This is a genomic window from Serratia sp. CY71090 (assembly GCF_052166845.1).
Classification (GTDB): domain Bacteria; phylum Pseudomonadota; class Gammaproteobacteria; order Enterobacterales; family Enterobacteriaceae; genus Serratia; species Serratia nematodiphila.
Genome location: NZ_JBJNOA010000009.1, coordinates 80,626 through 98,105 on the forward strand (window position 1 = coordinate 80,626; position 17,480 = coordinate 98,105).

Annotated in this window: 15 protein-coding genes; 4 read left to right on the top strand and 11 right to left on the bottom strand. The window is 60.3% G+C overall.

Going from position 1 to position 17,480, the window contains the following annotated elements; all coding sequences use genetic code 11:
- Nucleotides 1-167: 167 nt before the first annotated feature.
- From recC to rppH, 9 genes are all read right to left on the bottom strand, one after another.
- A complete protein-coding gene (gene recC, locus ACJ8OK_RS17135) occupies nt 168-3,539 on the bottom strand; it encodes an exodeoxyribonuclease V subunit gamma (RefSeq protein ID WP_442530746.1) in 3,372 nt (1,123 codons plus the stop codon).
- Nucleotides 3,540-3,571: 32 nt separating this feature from the next.
- Nucleotides 3,572-3,928 carry a prepilin-type N-terminal cleavage/methylation domain-containing protein gene (locus ACJ8OK_RS17140; protein WP_139831020.1) on the bottom strand — a complete coding sequence of 119 codons (357 nt, stop codon included), beginning with the start codon at nt 3,926-3,928 and terminating at the stop codon, nt 3,572-3,574.
- A complete protein-coding gene (locus ACJ8OK_RS17145; protein ID WP_060560130.1) occupies nt 3,918-4,364 on the bottom strand; it encodes a YgdB family protein in 447 nt (148 codons plus the stop codon). The genes ACJ8OK_RS17140 and ACJ8OK_RS17145 overlap by 11 nt, the downstream gene beginning before the upstream one ends.
- Nucleotides 4,361-4,939, bottom strand: a complete 579-nt coding sequence (locus ACJ8OK_RS17150; RefSeq protein ID WP_047026609.1) for a prepilin peptidase-dependent protein — start codon at nt 4,937-4,939, stop codon at nt 4,361-4,363. Before ACJ8OK_RS17150 ends, ACJ8OK_RS17145 begins: the two co-directional genes overlap by 4 nt.
- Entirely contained in the window at nt 4,933-5,436 is a 504-nt protein-coding gene (locus ACJ8OK_RS17155) for a prepilin peptidase-dependent protein (RefSeq protein WP_437199429.1), read from the bottom strand. Before ACJ8OK_RS17155 ends, ACJ8OK_RS17150 begins: the two co-directional genes overlap by 7 nt.
- A gap of 174 nt (nt 5,437-5,610) precedes the next feature.
- On the bottom strand, nt 5,611-6,405 hold the full coding sequence (thyA, locus tag ACJ8OK_RS17160) for a thymidylate synthase (RefSeq protein WP_016929918.1): 795 nt from the start codon (nt 6,403-6,405) through the stop codon (nt 5,611-5,613).
- A gap of 7 nt (nt 6,406-6,412) precedes the next feature.
- Nucleotides 6,413-7,285, bottom strand: a complete 873-nt coding sequence (gene lgt, locus ACJ8OK_RS17165) for a prolipoprotein diacylglyceryl transferase (protein WP_019455719.1) — start codon at nt 7,283-7,285, stop codon at nt 6,413-6,415.
- Nucleotides 7,286-7,507: 222 nt separating this feature from the next.
- Nucleotides 7,508-9,754 (bottom strand): phosphoenolpyruvate--protein phosphotransferase, encoded by a 2,247-nt coding sequence (ptsP, locus tag ACJ8OK_RS17170; protein ID WP_060560136.1) that lies wholly within the window; start codon nt 9,752-9,754, stop codon nt 7,508-7,510.
- Between the two features lie 12 nt (nt 9,755-9,766).
- The gene (rppH, locus tag ACJ8OK_RS17175; RefSeq protein ID WP_004931849.1) at nt 9,767-10,294 is read right to left on the bottom strand and encodes an RNA pyrophosphohydrolase; all 528 of its coding nucleotides are present in this window, start codon (nt 10,292-10,294) and stop codon (nt 9,767-9,769) included.
- A 696-nt stretch (nt 10,295-10,990) separates the two neighbouring features.
- On the opposite strand from rppH, the gene mutH reads away from it, so the two are divergent.
- The 4 genes from mutH (at nt 10,991) to ACJ8OK_RS17195 (ending at nt 14,106) form a co-directional block, all read left to right on the top strand.
- Nucleotides 10,991-11,677, top strand: a complete 687-nt coding sequence (gene mutH, locus ACJ8OK_RS17180) for a DNA mismatch repair endonuclease MutH (RefSeq protein WP_033632226.1) — start codon at nt 10,991-10,993, stop codon at nt 11,675-11,677.
- Between the two features lie 93 nt (nt 11,678-11,770).
- Complete coding sequence (locus tag ACJ8OK_RS17185; RefSeq protein ID WP_033632225.1) at nt 11,771-12,487, top strand: TerC family protein; 717 nt, start codon at nt 11,771-11,773, stop codon at nt 12,485-12,487.
- A gap of 154 nt (nt 12,488-12,641) precedes the next feature.
- Nucleotides 12,642-12,860, top strand: a complete 219-nt coding sequence (locus ACJ8OK_RS17190) for a YgdI/YgdR family lipoprotein (protein ID WP_004931843.1) — start codon at nt 12,642-12,644, stop codon at nt 12,858-12,860.
- A 205-nt stretch (nt 12,861-13,065) separates the two neighbouring features.
- Nucleotides 13,066-14,106, top strand: a complete 1,041-nt coding sequence (locus ACJ8OK_RS17195; RefSeq protein ID WP_033632224.1) for an NADP(H)-dependent aldo-keto reductase — start codon at nt 13,066-13,068, stop codon at nt 14,104-14,106.
- Between the two features lie 34 nt (nt 14,107-14,140).
- On the opposite strand, the gene lplT is transcribed toward ACJ8OK_RS17195, so the two are convergent.
- Both lplT and aas read right to left on the bottom strand, forming a co-directional pair.
- Nucleotides 14,141-15,325, bottom strand: coding sequence for a lysophospholipid transporter LplT (gene lplT / locus ACJ8OK_RS17200; protein ID WP_033632223.1), 1,185 nt, complete (start codon nt 15,323-15,325; stop codon nt 14,141-14,143).
- A complete protein-coding gene (gene aas, locus ACJ8OK_RS17205; protein WP_442530749.1) occupies nt 15,325-17,478 on the bottom strand; it encodes a bifunctional acyl-ACP--phospholipid O-acyltransferase/long-chain-fatty-acid--ACP ligase in 2,154 nt (717 codons plus the stop codon). Before aas ends, lplT begins: the two co-directional genes overlap by 1 nt.
- Between the last annotated feature and the right edge of the window lie 2 nt (nt 17,479-17,480).

Below are 17,480 nucleotides of genomic sequence, written 5' to 3' on the forward strand. Positions count from 1 at the left end.
AACCACATAACCAAATCTGTACTCGCCGGGCTCTTCGCCAATGTGGCGGCCCGAAACACGGCGTGTATATGCCTGTACGTTATGTAAGACCGGGAATCACCCCAATGGTTGAATATAACCTTCGTTATTTTTACCACCTCCCGCCGTACAGCACCACCGGGGGATTGTTACCCCAGGTTATGTCGCGCTACCGGCAGCAGATAACGCTCTGTTTCGGCCAGTATTTGCGCTAAGTATTCATTATCCAATTGGCGGAACACTCGCTGCACGTAGGGATCTTCCCCTTCTCCGGGAATGCGCTGATCGCCCTGCCAGGCCTGCAGCAATTTGGCGCGTGCCTTAATTTGCGCTTCTTCCTCCCAGTCGATTTGCTGCGTTTCCGGCTGATAGCACTGACTCAGCCACGCCCAGCCGCTTTTGTTCAGCAACAGCAGCGGCTGACACAGACCGCGCTGATAGCCCGCCAACAGCTCCGCCAGCTGCGCCTGCGCCTCTTCAGGCGCCAGCGCGGCAAAGCGCCAGACGGAGTTCTTGCGGCCGTAGATGCGGCTCTCGCCGGTGCCGCCGGCGCGGCAGTACACCAGATGCTCCAGCCACAGCAATATGCCGTCCACCGCCGACAGCGTAGCGGGCCGCCAGCGCAACAGGCCGTCATCCTGCACCTGATGCAGCCAGCCACTGAGACGTACGCCGGCAATATCGATATCCAGCTCCAGGCTATGGCTCTCTGCGCGTTCCGCACGCACCTGTTCGGCCAGCTCGCTCATCTCTTCCTGCTGCTTTTGCCAATAGATCTCGCCGAAGGCGCCATAGGGCAAGCCGCCGGCGGCACGCACCCGCTGGAACAACCGTTCGGGATCGTCACCGTCGATCAGGGTATTCAGCAGTTGGCTGTTGAACTGGTAGCGGCTGAGGTTATCCAGCGTGAAGGGCTCTTCGTCCGGCAGCTCGGTCTCTTCCAGAATAAAACTGACGCCCAAACGCAGCTGGAAAAACGCGCGAATCGGATGGCGGTAAAACCGCAGCAGCTCATCCAACGATATTTGCTGCAGCGCTTCGGCAGGCAGCGGCTGGTTGAACGCCGGATGCGCCGCACCGCGACCATCGGCGGCGGGCAGCCACTCGGCGGCATAGCTTTGCGCCTCCGAGCCCGGCAAGAAATTCTCGGCGGCGAACGGCATGCGCGCATGCCACTTCAGCAAGTGCTCACCAACCCGTCGGGCGCTGTCGTCTGCACTGAGTTCCTCATCTCCCGGCAGGCAATAGCTTTGCTCCAGGTACTCAAGCAGCTCAGTGACCAGCACCGAAGGGTAGCGCGGGCTGTTGTCCTGAATGGAACGGCCGATGAAGCTGATATACAGCCGCTGCTGAGCGGACAAAATCGCTTCCAGGAACAGATAGCGGTCGTCATCGCGGCGGCTGCGGTCGCCGCGTTTGACCTGCTGCGCCATCAGATCAAAGCCCAGCGGCGGCAGCGTGCGCGGATACACGCCGTCGTTCATGCCCAGCAGGCACACCACCTTGAACGGAATGGAACGCATCGGCATCAGCGTGCAGAAGTTGATTTGCCCGGCGAGGAAGCGCTGGCTGATGCGCTCCTGATCGAGGCGCGCCGCCAGGTCGTCGCGCAGAATGGTCAACGGCACCTCATCGGGATAGCGCGCCGCCAGGCCAAAATTGATGGCCTGCTGCCACTGCTGTTCGATCAGCGCCAGCACCACTTCGGTGTCGCTGTCCGCTGCGAAGAAGGCATCCAGCAGTTGCCGGCACAGCGGCAGCCACGCCTCGAGCGGGCGCGCTTCGCTCAAGATTTGCCGCCAGTGGCTGAGCTGCGCCAGCAGGTCCGCCAGTTGCCCCGCCAGTTCGGCGACCAACCCGCTCGACTCGTCGTAAGGCAAAATGCCCTGCCAATCGCCGGCGTTGCTGTCCATCGCGTAACCGAGCAGCATGCGCGTAATGCCGAAGCGCCAGGTGTGCTGGCCGGTGGCGGGCAGATCCAGTTCGCGCACGTTATCATCGTCCAGGCCCCAGCGCACGCCGGATTCACCGACCCAATGACGCAGCAGGCGCAGCCCCTCTTCGCCAATGGCGAAACGGGCGGCCAGGGCCGGCACCTCCAGCAACGCCAGTACCTGTTCCGAGGCAAAGCGGCTTTGCGGTAGATCGAGCAGTGAAATGAACGCCTGCAGCGCCGGATGCGCCTGGCGCGCTTTACGGTCGGAAATGGCAAACGGCAGGTAGCGCTCGGCGGGGGCATTGCCGAACACCGCCTGAATGTATGGCGTGTAGCTGTCGATATCCGCCACCATCACGATGATGTCGCGCGGCGTCAACGACGGATCCTGCGCCAGCATGCTCAGCAGCTGATCGTGCAAAACCTCCACTTCCCGCTGCGGGCTGTGACAAGCGTGCAGGCTGAGGGAGCGGTCGTTCTCATCAAGCGGACGTTTGCTGAAGCTGCTTTCCAGCGTTTCCGCGGTAATACCGATTACCGCATGGTCTTCCAGTTCCAGCATATCGCGCTGAACGGCGTGCAGCATGGTATCGGCGGGGATATCGACAAAGGCGTCGACCTCTTGCGCCCCTTCCATCTGCGACAGCAGGTAAAGGTGATCGCGCCCCAGCTTGCCCCAGGAGGCCAGCAGCGGATTGCTGAGTTGCTGCTGCCCTTCGGCGTCAAACAGGCGCGCCGCGTCGGCCGGTTCGCGAAACAGCCCTTGCTCGCGCGCCTGATGATAGTGACGGCGCTTGCGGCTCTGCAAGCGGGCCAGGAAAGCGTAATCCTGAATGTCGCCCCAGTAATAACGACAAGGGTTGGTGAACATCAGGTGGATATCGATATGCCGCCCCAGCGCCTGCAGCGCCTCCAGATAGACCGGCGGCAACGCCGAGATGCCGCAGATAAACACCCGCGGCGGCAAACCGGGCGGACACGTTGTTGCCTGTTCCAACGCGTGGATAAAGCGGCTATACAGATTGGCGCGGTGCCATTCCGGCTGCCCCAGTTCACGCGTGTATTCCACCAGTCGCGCCCAGAGCGGCGCCTGCCATTGCTGAGCCTCCGCCAGACCGTCAATGCGTTCGCCGCGCTGCCAGCTCTCCAGCCACTGCGGGCGATAAACCAAATATTGGTCGAACAGGTCGGCGACCCGGCCGGCCAACTGGTGGATTTTGCGCTTGTCGCCGTCATCGGTCAGATAGTGCTGCAGTGGCGCAAACGCCGGCTGAGTCAGCATCTCCGGCAACAACCACATCAGCTTCCAGGTCATGGCATCCTTGCTGAAGGCGCTCTCTTTCGGGATATCCGGCAACACCCGGGTGAACATGTCCCAAATGAAGGTCGCCGGCAGCGGAAACGCGACATTGGCGGCGATACCGAACTGTTCCGCCAGCTGCATCTGCAGCCATTGCGCCATACCGGGGCTTTGCACCAGCACCACCTCCTGTTGAAAAGGATCGGTCAACGGATCTCTGGCTATCAGCGCGCTGGTCAGCGTTTTCAATAAATCCAGCTGATTGGAATGATAAACCGTGAACATGATGGCTCCTTTAAAACAAGATACGTACCGGCTCAAAAACGGGCGCAATACCAGCGGCTCAGCGTCGCCCACTGCCGTTGCGGAGTTTGTACTCTGACCGTCAATCGGCGGCAATCACTCCCCGCATCGTCAAGTGTCGTCTCGCGCCGCCAGCCTTCCGGCAGCGGTTCAGCCTCGAGCCGACCGGTGACGGCGAACGCCTCCAACTGCTGATGCGCCATCACCCAGGCTTGCCGGTAGTGCCACTGGCGCTGGAACGACTGCAACAGCACCTGATGATACTGTAACAAACCCAGCAGCGACACCGAGAACAACAATGCCGCCACCAACACCTCCGGCAGGCTGAAGCCGTTGCGGGATATCCGCGCTGCCCGAGCGTTAGCCGTCACAGTCGGCCAACCTTTTCTCGGGGCAAAAATCCAACCGACCGCCCGGCTGTGCTTGCAACTTGCCAGCAGCCTCGGCGCCGTCAAAGGTGCCCCATTGATACAGCCATACCGGTTCACCGCCGCGCATCTCCCCAAGGCCGCGTATCGTCACCATGCCCGCTCTGGCAGACAGCCGGGCGCAGGCCGTCAGTTCCGCGCGCTGCCTGCATAACCAGGCCGCCGCACTCAGCTCGGCGCGCGGCCAACGCTGGAGCATGCCCCAACTCAGCGCCGAAGCGGCCTGATTGTAAGCCTGAAGGTAACGCTGCTGATCGGCGGCCAGTAACAGCGCGTTATCCAATTGCCGATGCTGAGCATTGAGCAACATCAGCCCCAGCGCCAACAGCAACATTACCGCCGCCAAAGTGCTGCCGCCTCGCTGGCTCCGCCGGTTCATGGCAACGCCGCCATTTCGACGCTCCCGCTCAGGCTACGCCTGATACGCGCATCGCCGACAGAGCGCCCCGCCAGAGTCAAACGGGCCAGCGCACCGCCATGCTCCCCGCGCTCTATCGCCACATGAAACCGCTCAATGCGCACTTCGTCACGATCGAGCAGCCGCTCCCAGCCGCCGCCATCGCATTGGCTCACGCCGCGCTGCCCTTCCAGGCCGCCATTGCGCAGCCGATAACCGAAATAACCTGCATCCTCGCCCGAGGTGAGCCATTGCCCGCTGCGGGTGATGTCGTAAGCGACGATAACGCAGCTGCCCGCCGCTTCTCCCGCCGCCTGGCCGATCAGCAGTGGGCGGCCGGCGCACTGCCCGGCACAGAAACCGGCACGGCGCAGGTCTTTCTCGATGCCGAACGCCAGTTGCCGCAGCGTTGACTCCAGCCGAAAATGCTGGCCGACGGCCACGTTTTGCTGACGCAACAGCGGGTAGGTTTTCGCGGCGCCGAGCGCGATCACGCTGCCGAACACCAGCGCCAACATCACCTCCGGCAAGGTAAAACCGCGTTCGACAGTCAGCATGGCGCGGTCCCCCTTATCCAGAGCCCTTCGCTGCACAAACGCAGCCGCCCTCGGGCGGACAGCACCAGCCGCAGGCCGCCTGCGTCGTTGCTGAGAAGGATGTGCCCCGCCTGCGCAGTATTGCGCAAACCATAAAACCCAATCTCTTTGCCGGAGTAGCCGCTCAGCGCAACGTCGCGATAAGGCGGCAAGAAAACGGAGCCTTCGGCGGAAGCGCAATCCGTCGGCGGCACACCGCCGCCCAGGCACCAGGGCGTGCCATTCTTGAACCACAGCAGCGTCGTGCGGTTACGCCAGTTGGCGTCCGCCTGCAGTCGCAGCAAAAACGCCAGCAGCTGTTGGGCCGTGTGTTCCAACCGCAGCGCTTGCTGATGATAGCGCCATTGCCCGACGCCCCAGCCGGTGAGCATGCCGGCGATCAGGATCGCCGCCAATAGCTCAATTAGCGTCATGCCCCGTTGGCGATCATCGATGTTCGAGAGAGTATTGTCGTTCATGCCGCCAGTGTAAGGGCCGTAACAACGCGGTAAAGCCACATGCGCAAGCGCTGCGGCAAGCTGCGCAATGTTTTCTCTACGACGGCAGACCGCGACAAAAAAATGCGGCGCGGTACGCAATGCGGATAAAAAAAGGGGCGCAATCGCTGCGCCCCTGGTGTGATGCGGTTAAGGTCAGATCGCGACCGGCGCCTTGATGGCCGGATGCGGATCGTAACCTTCGATCTCGAAGTCTTCGAAACGGTAATCGAACAGTGAAGCCGGTTTGCGTTTGATCACCAGTTTCGGCAACGGACGGGGTTCACGCGTCAGTTGCAGCTGAGTCTGTTCCATGTGGTTGCTGTACAGGTGGGTATCGCCGCCGGTCCAGACGAAATCGCCCACTTCCAGATCGCACTGCTGCGCCATCATGTGCACCAACAGCGCGTAGCTGGCGATGTTGAACGGCAGGCCGAGGAAGACGTCGCAGGAACGCTGGTACAGCTGGCAAGAGAGCTTGCCATCCGCCACGTAGAACTGGAAGAACGCGTGGCACGGCGCCAACGCCATCTGATCCAACTCGCCGACGTTCCAGGCGGAAACAATGATGCGACGCGAATCCGGATCTTGCTTCAGCTGCTGGAGCACGTTGCTCAGCTGATCGATCTGACGGCCGTCCGCCGCGCCCCAGGCGCGCCACTGTTTGCCGTACACCGGGCCGAGATCGCCGTTTTCATCGGCCCACTCGTCCCAAATGGTGACCTTGTTGTCACGCAGGTAGGCGATGTTGGTATCGCCGTTCAGGAACCATAACAGCTCATGAATGATCGAACGCAGATGACATTTCTTGGTGGTCACCAACGGGAAACCTTCCTGCAAGTTGAAACGCATCTGGTGGCCGAAAATCGACAATGTGCCAGTGCCGGTACGGTCGGCTTTAGGGGTGCCCTCGGCGAGCACCTTGTTCATCAAATCCAGATACTGTTTCATTTGTCCCTCACGACACTTGTTGCTGCGGGCGACGACGGTACGCCCAAATCATCATAATAACACCGGCCACCACCATTGGGATGGACAGGATCTGCCCCATGCTGATCACGCCGTCGAACAGGCCGAGCTGAGCATCCGGTTGGCGGAACGCTTCAACGATGATGCGGAATGCGCCATACCCGATCAGGAACAGGCCTGATACGGCGCCCATCGGCCGCGGCTTGCGAATAAACAGGTTCAGAATGATAAACAGCACCACGCCTTCCAGCAGCAGTTCATACAGCTGCGACGGGTGGCGCGGCAGTACGCCGTACTGATTCAGCAACGGCAACAGAGAGGGATCGGCGGCGGCGAGGGCCACGTCTTCGCTGCGCGAGCTTGGGAACAACATCGCCCAAGGGGTGTCGGTGGTGACGCGGCCCCATAGCTCGCCGTTGATAAAGTTGCCGAGGCGGCCGGCGCCCAGGCCGAATGGGATCAATGGCGCGATAAAATCGGAAACCTGGAAGAAGGTGCGTTTGGTGCGGCGAGCGAACCAGAACATCACCAGAATCACCCCCATCAAGCCGCCGTGGAACGACATGCCGCCATCCCAGACCTTGAACAGATAGAGCGGGTTATCCAGGAACAGCGGCAGGTTGTAGAACAGCACATAGCCTACGCGGCCGCCGACGAATACGCCCAGGAAGCCGGCGTAGAGCAGGTTTTCCACTTCGTCTTTGGTCCAGCCGCTGCCCGGCTTGTTGGCGCGACGCACCGCCAGCCACATGGCAAAAACGAAGCCGACCAGGTACATCAGGCCGTACCAATGCAGAGAAACGGGGCCAATGGAGAAAATGACCGGATCAAATTTAGGAAACGCCAGATAGCTATTGCTCATCTATCACCACAACATGTCTGTTATTTTTCCCCATGCGGGGGCGGCAGGTGCCAAGCGGCGACGGAGATTATCCCGCGCCTTGCAAGCGGCAGCATTAGCCGCTGCGGTCTGCAAGACGACGAACATGCGCCGCGCTGAGGTTGCGCATCATAACATAGGCTTAGCGCGGTCCGGTCCGGCAGGGCGGGAAAAGTTCTGTAAAAAAATCACACCGCGCGGCGGTTATCGGCCCCCGCGGATCAGCCCGCCCATGCCGCGCCGCTCCATAAACGCCGCCACCAGATGGCGCACTTCGGTGGTCATCTGGGTGTTCAACACCCGGTGAGCCAGCATTTCAGCGTCGGCAAGGTCGATATGCCGCAGCAGGTATTTGATGCGCGCCACGCTGCGGCCATTCATGCTCAGATTGCGATAGCCCATGCCCACCAGCAACAGCGCGCCCATCGGATCGCCGGCCAGTTCACCGCACAGGCTAAGCTGCAGCCCGGCCGATTTTCCCTGTTCGGCGATCAAGTTCAGCACCTGCAGCATCGCGGGATGCAGGCTGTCGTACAGCGAGGCTACCCGCGTGTTGTTGCGATCCACCGCCAGCAGGTACTGGGTCAAGTCGTTGGTGCCTACCGAGATGAAATCGACGCGCCCGGCCAAATGCGGGATCAGGAAAATCATCGACGGCACTTCCAGCATCACGCCGATTTTCGGTTTCGGGATCGCATAGCCAAGCACCTCTTCCACCTCGCGCCCGGCTCGGTCAATCAGGCGTTTAGCTTCGTCGACCTCTTCAAGGCTGGTGACCATCGGCAGCAAAATACCCAGGTTGCCGGTGCCGGCATTGGCGCGCAGCATGGCGCGTACCTGAATCAAAAAGATCTCCGGCTGATCCAGAGTGATGCGGATGCCGCGCCACCCCAGGCAAGGGTTCTCTTCGCTGATCGGCATATAGGGCAGTTGCTTGTCGGCGCCGATATCCAGGGTGCGCAGCGTAACCGGCTTGCTCGGATAAAGCTGCAGCATGCCTTGATACTGCGCGACCTGTTCTTCTTCGGAGGGGAAACCGCTTTGCAACATGAACGGGATTTCGGTGCGGTACAACCCCACGCCATCCACCCGGCCGCCCAACAGTTGTTCATGTTCCGGGCTGAGGCCGGCGTTCAGCATCACCTGGATACGCTCGCCGCTTTTCAACTGCGCCGGCTGCTCGACGTCGTCTTCCGCCAGCTTGCTCAGCTCCAGCTCTTCGCTGATCAGCCGTTGATATTCCTGCACCAGCACCGGCTCAGGATCGACCAACAGTTCACCGCGATAACCGTCGACGATCAGCAACCGCTGGCTGAGCAGAGAAGGTTGGATGTCGGCGCCCATCACCGTCGGCACGCCCATCGCACGCACCAAAATCGCCGCATGCGAGTTGGCGGCGCCGTCGCGCACCACCACGCCGACCAGGCGATCCTGCGGCACTTCGGCCAGCAATGTCGCGGTCAGCTCATCCGCCACCAGCACAAAACGCGCCGGCCACTGGGTGGCGCCCTGGGTGGTGTCGTCGAGGTGGAACAGCAGGCGTTGGCCCAGCGCGCGCAGGTCGCTGCCGCGCTCGCGCATATAGGTGTCCTGCAGTTTGGCGAACTGTTCGGCAAAGGCTTCTATCACCTGTTTCACCGCCCACTCCGCCACCGAACCGTTGTCGATTTCGGCGAACAGTTCGCGCTTGAGGCGAGCGTCGTTTAACAGGTGAGAATAAAGATCGAAGATCGCCGCGCTCTCTTTTTGCGAGCTGGCGGCAAAACGCTTGCTGAAGCGGCGAAACTCCGCGCCGGCCTCTTCCAGCGCCAACATCAGGCGCTCGCGCTCGCTGGCGGTGTCCAGCGTCGACGCGCGGTAAACCTGATCGAGCGAAGGCTGGCTACTGTCCTGCCACCCTTCCGCCACCGCCACGCCGGGCGAGGCCGCCAGCGCGCGCACGCGCGTTTGGCGATACTGGCCGAAAATGGCGTTGAGCTGCGACTGTGAAAGGATCCCGGCCATCTGCGTGGCCAGGGTGACCATGAACGACTCTTCGCTTTCATCGAACTGGCGCAGCTCGCGCTGCTGCACCACCAGCACCCCCAGCAGCTGGCGCCGATGAATGATCGGCACCCCGAGGAAGGATCGGAAGCGATCCTCTTTCACCTGCGGAACATACTTGAAGCTGGGGTGACTTTGGGCATCGGCCAGGTTGATAGGCTCGGCTCGGCGGCCGACCAACCCGACGACGCCCTCGTCAAACGCCAATGCGATAGTGCGCCCACGCGGCTTTTTCAGCCCGCGCGTGGCCATCAGGTAGTAGCAGCGGCGATCGTTGTCCGCCAGGTAGATGGAACACACTTCGGTGTCCATCGCCAGACAGGTTTCATTGACCAGCAGATCCAGCGCATCCGTCAGACTGGCCGCCGCGGCCACCTTCTCTACAATTTCTCGCAAGCGCGTGAGCATAGTCGGCTTAACTTAACCTCTCTTTCGGCGATAAGCGGGAGCCTGCCGCGGCGCCGCCTGCTCTTGCATCGGCATCACGGTCACGGCGAATTCTTTCATCACCCGGCGGTAGACGTCGCGTTTGAACGACACCACCTGGCGCACCGGATACCAGAAGCTCACCCAGCGCCAACCGTCGAACTCCGGCGTGCTGCTGCGCTGCATATTGATATCAGCGTCATTGCACAGTAGCTGCAACAAAAACCATTTTTGCTTTTGGCCGATACAAACCGGCTTTGTGTCCCAACGCACCAAACGTTTCGGCAATTTATAGCGCAACCAGTTGCGGGTCGAAGCCAGGATGCGCACATCCTTTTTACTCAGCCCCACTTCTTCGAACAGCTCACGGTACATCGCCTGCTCCGCAGTTTCGCCAGGGTTAATCCCACCTTGGGGAAACTGCCAGGAGTGCTGACCGTAACGGCGGGCCCATAAGACCTGCCCCTGACGATTACAGATTACGATACCAACATTCGGGCGGTAGCCATCATCATCGATCACCGGACTACCTCGATAAGCTTAAATTCGCATAGATGTCCTGATTGTTTCACACAAGCTACAGGCGGTAAACCACTGCTTTACGGCGCTGCGGGCCGGATAACATTGGGATAACTCACAGATATAGGCAAAGTTATAAACATACCCCAGCCTTTCAGACCGGTTTTATTCACTTTTTCTGTGGATAGGTGTGTGCAGAACTCGAGGGATAAGCCGGTAAAACTCTCGCCCCCTAAAATCCCCCCTCATACCTAAAAACAAATATTAAACTTAAAAACATATAGTTAACCAATATCTCACAGTGATGCACAGGGCAAAAATGTGATCTATGCACGGTAAGGATCTTACCCTGGCGAAAGATCCACCAACGCCGTTTTTATCCACAGATTATCCGGGCAAGTTACGCACAAAACGGACAAATTCGTAAAAATCCGCCTGAGTCAAGGCTGTAAATTGAACCAGTGATCGGTAAAAATTTGGGTTATCCCATAAATCTGTGGATAAATAGGTGTAAGATCCTGTTTATTGTCGGTGGCTTCAGGTGAACAAGCCCCGCAAGTGCATTGTCGCCCGCGTAAGGAAAGAAAAAAAGTCATGTAAAATCATGCTACTATTATTCTTTTCCCCAGGCGACAGCGGTTATCGCTCGCCGTGTATAATTGCAGTACGTTTTTCAACCAAATTCGACAGGCTTGATTTATGGCATTTTTATCCCCTTTGCCGCCCCCGCCGGAAAATGAACGGCAGCTGTTCGAGCGCGCTCAGGCGCTGGCCGGCTTCAGCTTTGGCGAACTGGCCGCCCGTGCGCAATTGCCGATCCCCAAGGATCTGAAACGCGATAAAGGCTGGGTGGGCATGCTGCTGGAGCTGTATCTCGGCGCCATGGCCGGCAGCAAACCGGAACAGGATTTTCCCGAGTTGGGCATTGAGCTGAAAACCATTCCTGTCGACGCCGCCGGCAAACCGCTGGAAACCACTTTCGTCTGCGTCGCCCCACTCACCGGCAACAGCGGCGTCACCTGGGCCAGCAGCCACGTTCGCCACAAGCTGGCGCGCGTGTTGTGGATACCGGTAGAAGGAGAACGGCAAATCCCGCTGGCCCAGCGCCGCGTCGGTTCGCCGCTGCTATGGAGCCCGAGCCTTGCTGAAGAAGAGAGGTTGCGCCGCGATTGGGAAGAGCTGATGGATCTGATTGTGCTCGGTCACGTAGAACGCATCACCGCACGCCACGGCGAAGTGCTGCAACTGCGCCCCAAAGCGGCCAACAACAAGGCGCTCACCGAAGCCATCGGTGAACAGGGGCAACCTATCATGACGCTGCCGCGCGGTTTCTATCTGAAAAAGGGTTTTACCGGCGCGCTGCTGGCAAGACATTTCTCAATCTAAGCGATTTCGTTTAACTCTGGTTTAGCTAGCCCTGTCAGCGCCGCGATAAACGCGTATAATTCACGCTTTGCATTTATTAAGGTGTGTCGGGTAATGTTCGAATGGATTATGGATCCCAATGCCTGGTTAGCGTTAGGTACGCTAACCATTCTTGAGATCGTACTGGGTATTGATAACATCATTTTTCTGTCGCTGGTGGTAGCCAAGTTGCCCAAAGCGCAACAGAACAAAGCTCGCCGGCTCGGGCTGGCCGCCGCCATGCTGATGCGCCTGGCGCTGCTGGCCTCTATCGCCTGGGTGATCCGCTTGACGCACCCGCTGTTCACCGTGCTGGATCACGCCATTTCCGCCCGCGATTTGATCCTGCTGCTGGGGGGACTGTTCCTGATCTGGAAAGCCAGCAAAGAGATCCACGAAACCATCGAAGGGTCGGAAGAAGAGCACCACACCAAGGTGCACAGCTTCTTCGGCGCGATCGTACAGATCATGCTGTTGGATATCATCTTCAGTCTGGATTCGGTGATTACCGCCGTGGGCCTTTCCGACCATCTGTTCATCATGATGGCGGCGGTGGTGATCGCCGTCGGCGTGATGATGTTCGCCGCCCGGCCGATCGGCGAGTTCGTCAACCGCCATCCGTCGGTAAAAATGCTGGCGCTGGCGTTCCTGATCCTGGTGGGCTTCACGCTGATGCTGGAAAGCTTCCAGGTGCATGTGCCGAAAGGCTACATCTACTTCGCCATGTTCTTCTCCATGTCGGTAGAAGCGCTCAATCTGATGCGCAGCAAGAAAAACCGTTCGCCGGAATAACCCTGCGCGGAGGCCGCCATCGGCGGCTTCCATCGCTTCGTTGACCTCTCATTTCACTTCTTCTTATCAGATAAAGACTTATCTGAGACGCCCCCGGCCAAGAGTTTGCTAATCTTGAAAGAACATTGTTTTTGCATAATCGAGGATCCGCAGGATGAAAAAGTGGGTAATGGCAGTGTCTGCGCTGGTGATGGCGGCCGGTTTGGCGGGATGTTCCAGCGACTATGTCATGGCGACCAAAGACGGCAACATGATCCTGACGCAAGGCAAGCCAGAGATCGACGAAGACACCGGCCTCATCAGCTATAAAGACGAGAAAGGCAACCACCGCCAGATCAACGGCGATCAGGTTTCCCAGGTTATCGAACGCTAATCACCGCTCGCCGGCTATCGCCCGTTCAAGCGCGGTAGCCCTCATTCGTCTCCGCACTGAATCCGCTTCCCCCATCTTCACCGCTTGGTTATAGTCAGGAAAGGCGACATCGCCGCCCGACGGACTTTGCGCCGTCTTCTGAATTGGGCTCCTGTTTCACCGGGCCGCGCGGCCCGTCAGCGCTAACAAGAAAGGAAGGCCGTTAATGCAATACCACCGTATTCCCCACAGTTCTTTAGAAGTGAGCGTGCTGGGACTGGGCACCATGACCTTTGGCGAACAGAACAGCGAAGCCGACGCCCATGCGCAACTGGACTATGCATTGGCCGCAGGCGTGAACCTGATAGACACCGCCGAACTGTACCCGGTGCCGCCTCGCCCGGAAACCCAGGGCCTGACCGAGAGCTATATCGGCAGTTGGATCAAGGCGCGCGGTAATCGCGAAAAAATCGTCCTGGCCAGCAAAGTTTCGGGCCCGGTGCGCGGCACCGACAGCAGCATCCGCCCGCAGCAGGCGCTCGATCGCAAAAACATCCGCGCCGCGCTGGACGCCAGCCTCAAACGGCTGAACACCGATTATCTCGATCTTTATCAATTGCATTGGCCGCAGCGCGCCACCAACTGCTTTGGCAAACTCAACTATCAATACACCGACGACAAAGCTACGGTCACGCTGTTGGAAACGCTGGAGGCGCTGACCGAGCAGGTGCGCGCCGGCAAGATCCGCTATATCGGGGTTTCCAATGAAACGCCCTGGGGCGTGATGCGCTATCTGCAGCTGGCGGAGAAACATGAGCTGCCACGCATCGTGTCGATTCAAAACCCGTACAGCCTGCTGAACCGCAGCTTTGAGATTGGCCTGGCCGAGATCAGCCAGCACGAAGGGGTGGAACTGCTGGCCTATTCCAGCCTGGCGTTCGGCACCCTGAGCGGTAAATACCTCAACGGCGCAAAACCGGCCGGCGCGCGCAATACGCTGTTCACCCGCTTCAACCGTTATTCAGGACAGCAAACCCAGTTGGCGATCGCCGAATACGTGGCGCTGGCCCAAAAACACGGACTGGATCCTTCGCAGATGGCCTTGGCTTTCGTGCGTCAGCAGCCGTTCGTCGCCAGCACTCTGCTGGGCGCCACCTCGGTGGATCAGTTGAAAATCAACCTCGACAGCCTCGACGTGATTCTGGATGAGGACGTGCTGCAGGCGCTCGAAGAAATCCACACCCGGTTTACCATTCCGGCGCCTTAATCCCCCTGAGGGCGCAGCCAGGCTGCGCCCCGTTTCACCGCCGCTGCGACCACCACAACGCGCTAATCGCCAGCGCAAACACCACGCCAAACCCTACGCCGACGCCCACCACCGGCACGCCCAGCTTCACGACCAAAGAATACAGGCCCAGCATCAGCAACATGGCGGCGTTTTCACCCAGGTTTTGCACCGCGATCGCATTGCCGGCGCCGACCGAATGTTTGCCCCGCTCCTGCAGCAACGCATTGAGTGGCACCACGAAGAAGCCCCCCAGCATGCCGATGATCGCCAGCAAGACGTAGGCATTGAGCATGGTCGTTTGCAACGCAAACACCGCGACCGCGACGCCGATAAGGATCCCGGCCGGCATGCAGCGCTTCACCGTCTTCAGCGTGACGAAGCGCGCGGCGGCGCCGGCGCCCACCACGATGCCGACGGCCACCATGGCGTTCAGCAGCGTCGGCGTGGCGTTATCGGCGATGCCAAGCGCCACCGGCACCCACAGCACCAACAGAAAACGCAGCGTCACGCCGGCCCCCCAAAACAGGCTGGTGCCAATCAATGAGAAACGCGTCTGCCCATCGCGCCATAATGTGACGCAGGCGGTAAAGAAACTGTGCGTCATGGCCCGCGGCCGCCATGAAGCCCCTGGGCGCGCCGCCGCCAGACGTGGAATATACAGGTTGGCGACCACCGCCCCCGCGTAAACCAACGCGCAGGCCGCCAGCGCCGCGACCACGTGCCAGTCCGCCAGAATACCGCCGGCCACCGAACCGGTCAGAATGGCGGCGATGGTCGAGGCCTCCATCAGGCCGTTAGCCTTGACCAGCTTCTCGCCGCTGGTGATCTCGCCCAGAATGCCGTATTTGGCCGGAGAATACGCGGCGGCCCCCACGCCGACCAGGCTGTAACCCAGAAACGGGTTCCCCCCAAAACAGATCACCAATGCCCCCGCCAGCTTCAGCGCGTTGGCGAACATCATCACCCGCCCTTTGGCGAAGCTGTCGGCCACCTGGCCGACAAACGGCGCCAGGATGATGTAGGTGGCGACGAAGGCCATCTGCAGGATCGGCTGGCTCCAGTCCGGATACAGCTGCTGCTTGATCAGCGCCAGCGTGGCGAACAGCAACGCATTGTCGCCGAACGCCGAGAGGAACTGCGCGCTGATCACGGCGATCATGCCGCGTGACAACAAAGGGGATTCGGTCGAAGGATTCATCAGGCACTCTCCGGCTGTTCGGCCATATGACGCAGGGTGACGAAATCAGGTTTGCCGCTGCCGAGCACCGGCAGCGTTTTCAACAGGCGAATATCGCGCGGCACCGCCAGCTCCGGGCTGCCCAGCTCGCGCGCCACCCGCAGCAATGCCTCGCGGGTAATGGCGGGATCGGTGGTGAACAGCACCAGCGCCTCGCCTTTGCTGCTGTCGCTTTTGACCGTGGCGGCATGCAGTTTTTCCGGCGACAGCCGTTGCGCCAGCAGTTCGACGCTCTCCAGCGACACCATCTCGCCCGCCAGCTTGGCGAAGCGCTTCACGCGTCCGCGAATGGTGCAGTAACCCTGCTCATCCAGGCTGACGATATCGCCGGTATCATACCAACCCGGCTGCAGCACACCGTTCTCATCTTCCGCCGCCGGCGGTTCCAGCTCACCGGGACGTTCAACCCGCAGGTAGCCTTTCATGATATTCGGCCCCTTCAGCTGCAGGCGGCCGCCGTTATCGATGCCCGGCACCGCGATCAAGCGCGCCTCCATCTGCGGCATGATGCGGCCAACGGTGCCCACCTTGGTCGCCAGCGGCACGTTGATCGACACCACCGGCGCGCACTCGGTCACGCCATAGCCTTCCAGAATGCGGATGCCGTATTTATCCTGATAGATCTGTTTGGTGCTGTCCGCCAGTTTCTCCGCGCCGGCCACCACATAGCGCAAGCGGGCGAAATCATACGGATGCGCGAAGCGCGCATAATTGTTGAGGAAGGTCGCCGTGCCGAACAGCACCGTGCAGTTACGGTCATACACCAACTCCGGCACCACGCGATAGTGCAGCGGGCTGGGGTAGAGGAAAATGCGGCTGCCGGTGAGAAGCGGCGTCAGCAGCCCCACCGTCAGGCCGAACGAGTGGAACAATGGCAGCGATGACATGAAACGGTCGCGCGGCGTGAAATCGGCGATGGTGCGAATTTGTTCTACGTTGGCCAGCAGGCTGGCATGCGAATGCACCACGCCCTTGGGGTGGCCTTCGGAGCCGGAAGTGAACAAGATCAGCGCCGCGTCCTCCGGGCGTTGCGGCAACATCGCGCGCTGCGGTTGCAGCAAGTGCCGCAGGATCCACAGCTTGTCCGCCAGCGTAACGGTGTCTTTCAGATCCTCCAGATACACCCAGTTGGCCTGCGGCACCTGTTCCGGCAGATGGGTCAGCTTGCCCTTCTCCAGGAACTGGCGCGAGGTGACGATGGTCTTGATGCCGGCGGCGGTCATCGCGCTGTTCAGGCCGTTGGCGCCGGCGGTGTAGTTGAGCATCGCCGGAATGCGGTTGCGCAGCGAAGCGCCGAAGATCGCCGCCGCGGTGATGGTGGCGTTGGGCAACAGCAGCCCGACGTGCTCCCCTTCGGCGGTAAAGCGCTGCAGAATGCGGCTGACGCCCAGCGATTTCTTGATCAGCGTTTGGTAGCTGTCCTCTTTGAAAGCGATGTCTTCGATGCAGGGCTTGCGCCGCCCATAGCGCTGCTGCGCCGCCAGCAAGGCATGGAACAGCGTCTGCGGTTCGCGCGTCTCCATGCGCGCCCGCATCATGATCTGCATCAGCCGATCGCCCGCCAGCGCCCGCCGCTCGCGCGCACGCGGCGCCTCCGGCATCGGCAGCGTGGTCGGCGGCAAGATGCGGATGCTGATTTGCGGAAACCAGCGGATCTTGAACACCCCGGCCATGCGGCCGAACGGGCTGAATTCGGGGCCGTCGATCCGCACCGGCACCACGGTGGCGCCCGATTTGGCGGCGATAAACGCCGCGCCGTCGTAGATTTTCATCAGCGCGCCGGTTACGGTGATGCGCCCTTCAGGGAACACCACGATCGGCCGCCCCTGTTCGACCATGCGCACCAGCTGCTTGATGGCCATCGGCTTGGTGGGATCGAGCGAGACGAAATCGATGTAGGGCCGAAGCCAGCGCATAAACCAGCTCTCGCCGATGCTGGCATAGACCGCAAACACCGGTTTTATCGGCAGGAACAGCGCCAGCAGTACGCCATCAAGGAAAGAAACGTGGTTCGGCGTAATCAGTAATTTTTGCCGTTCGAAGTGCTGGACGCCCCCTTCGACCCGTACCCGAAACAACAGGCGAAACAGCGCGCGCAGCAGTGAAAAGATCATGC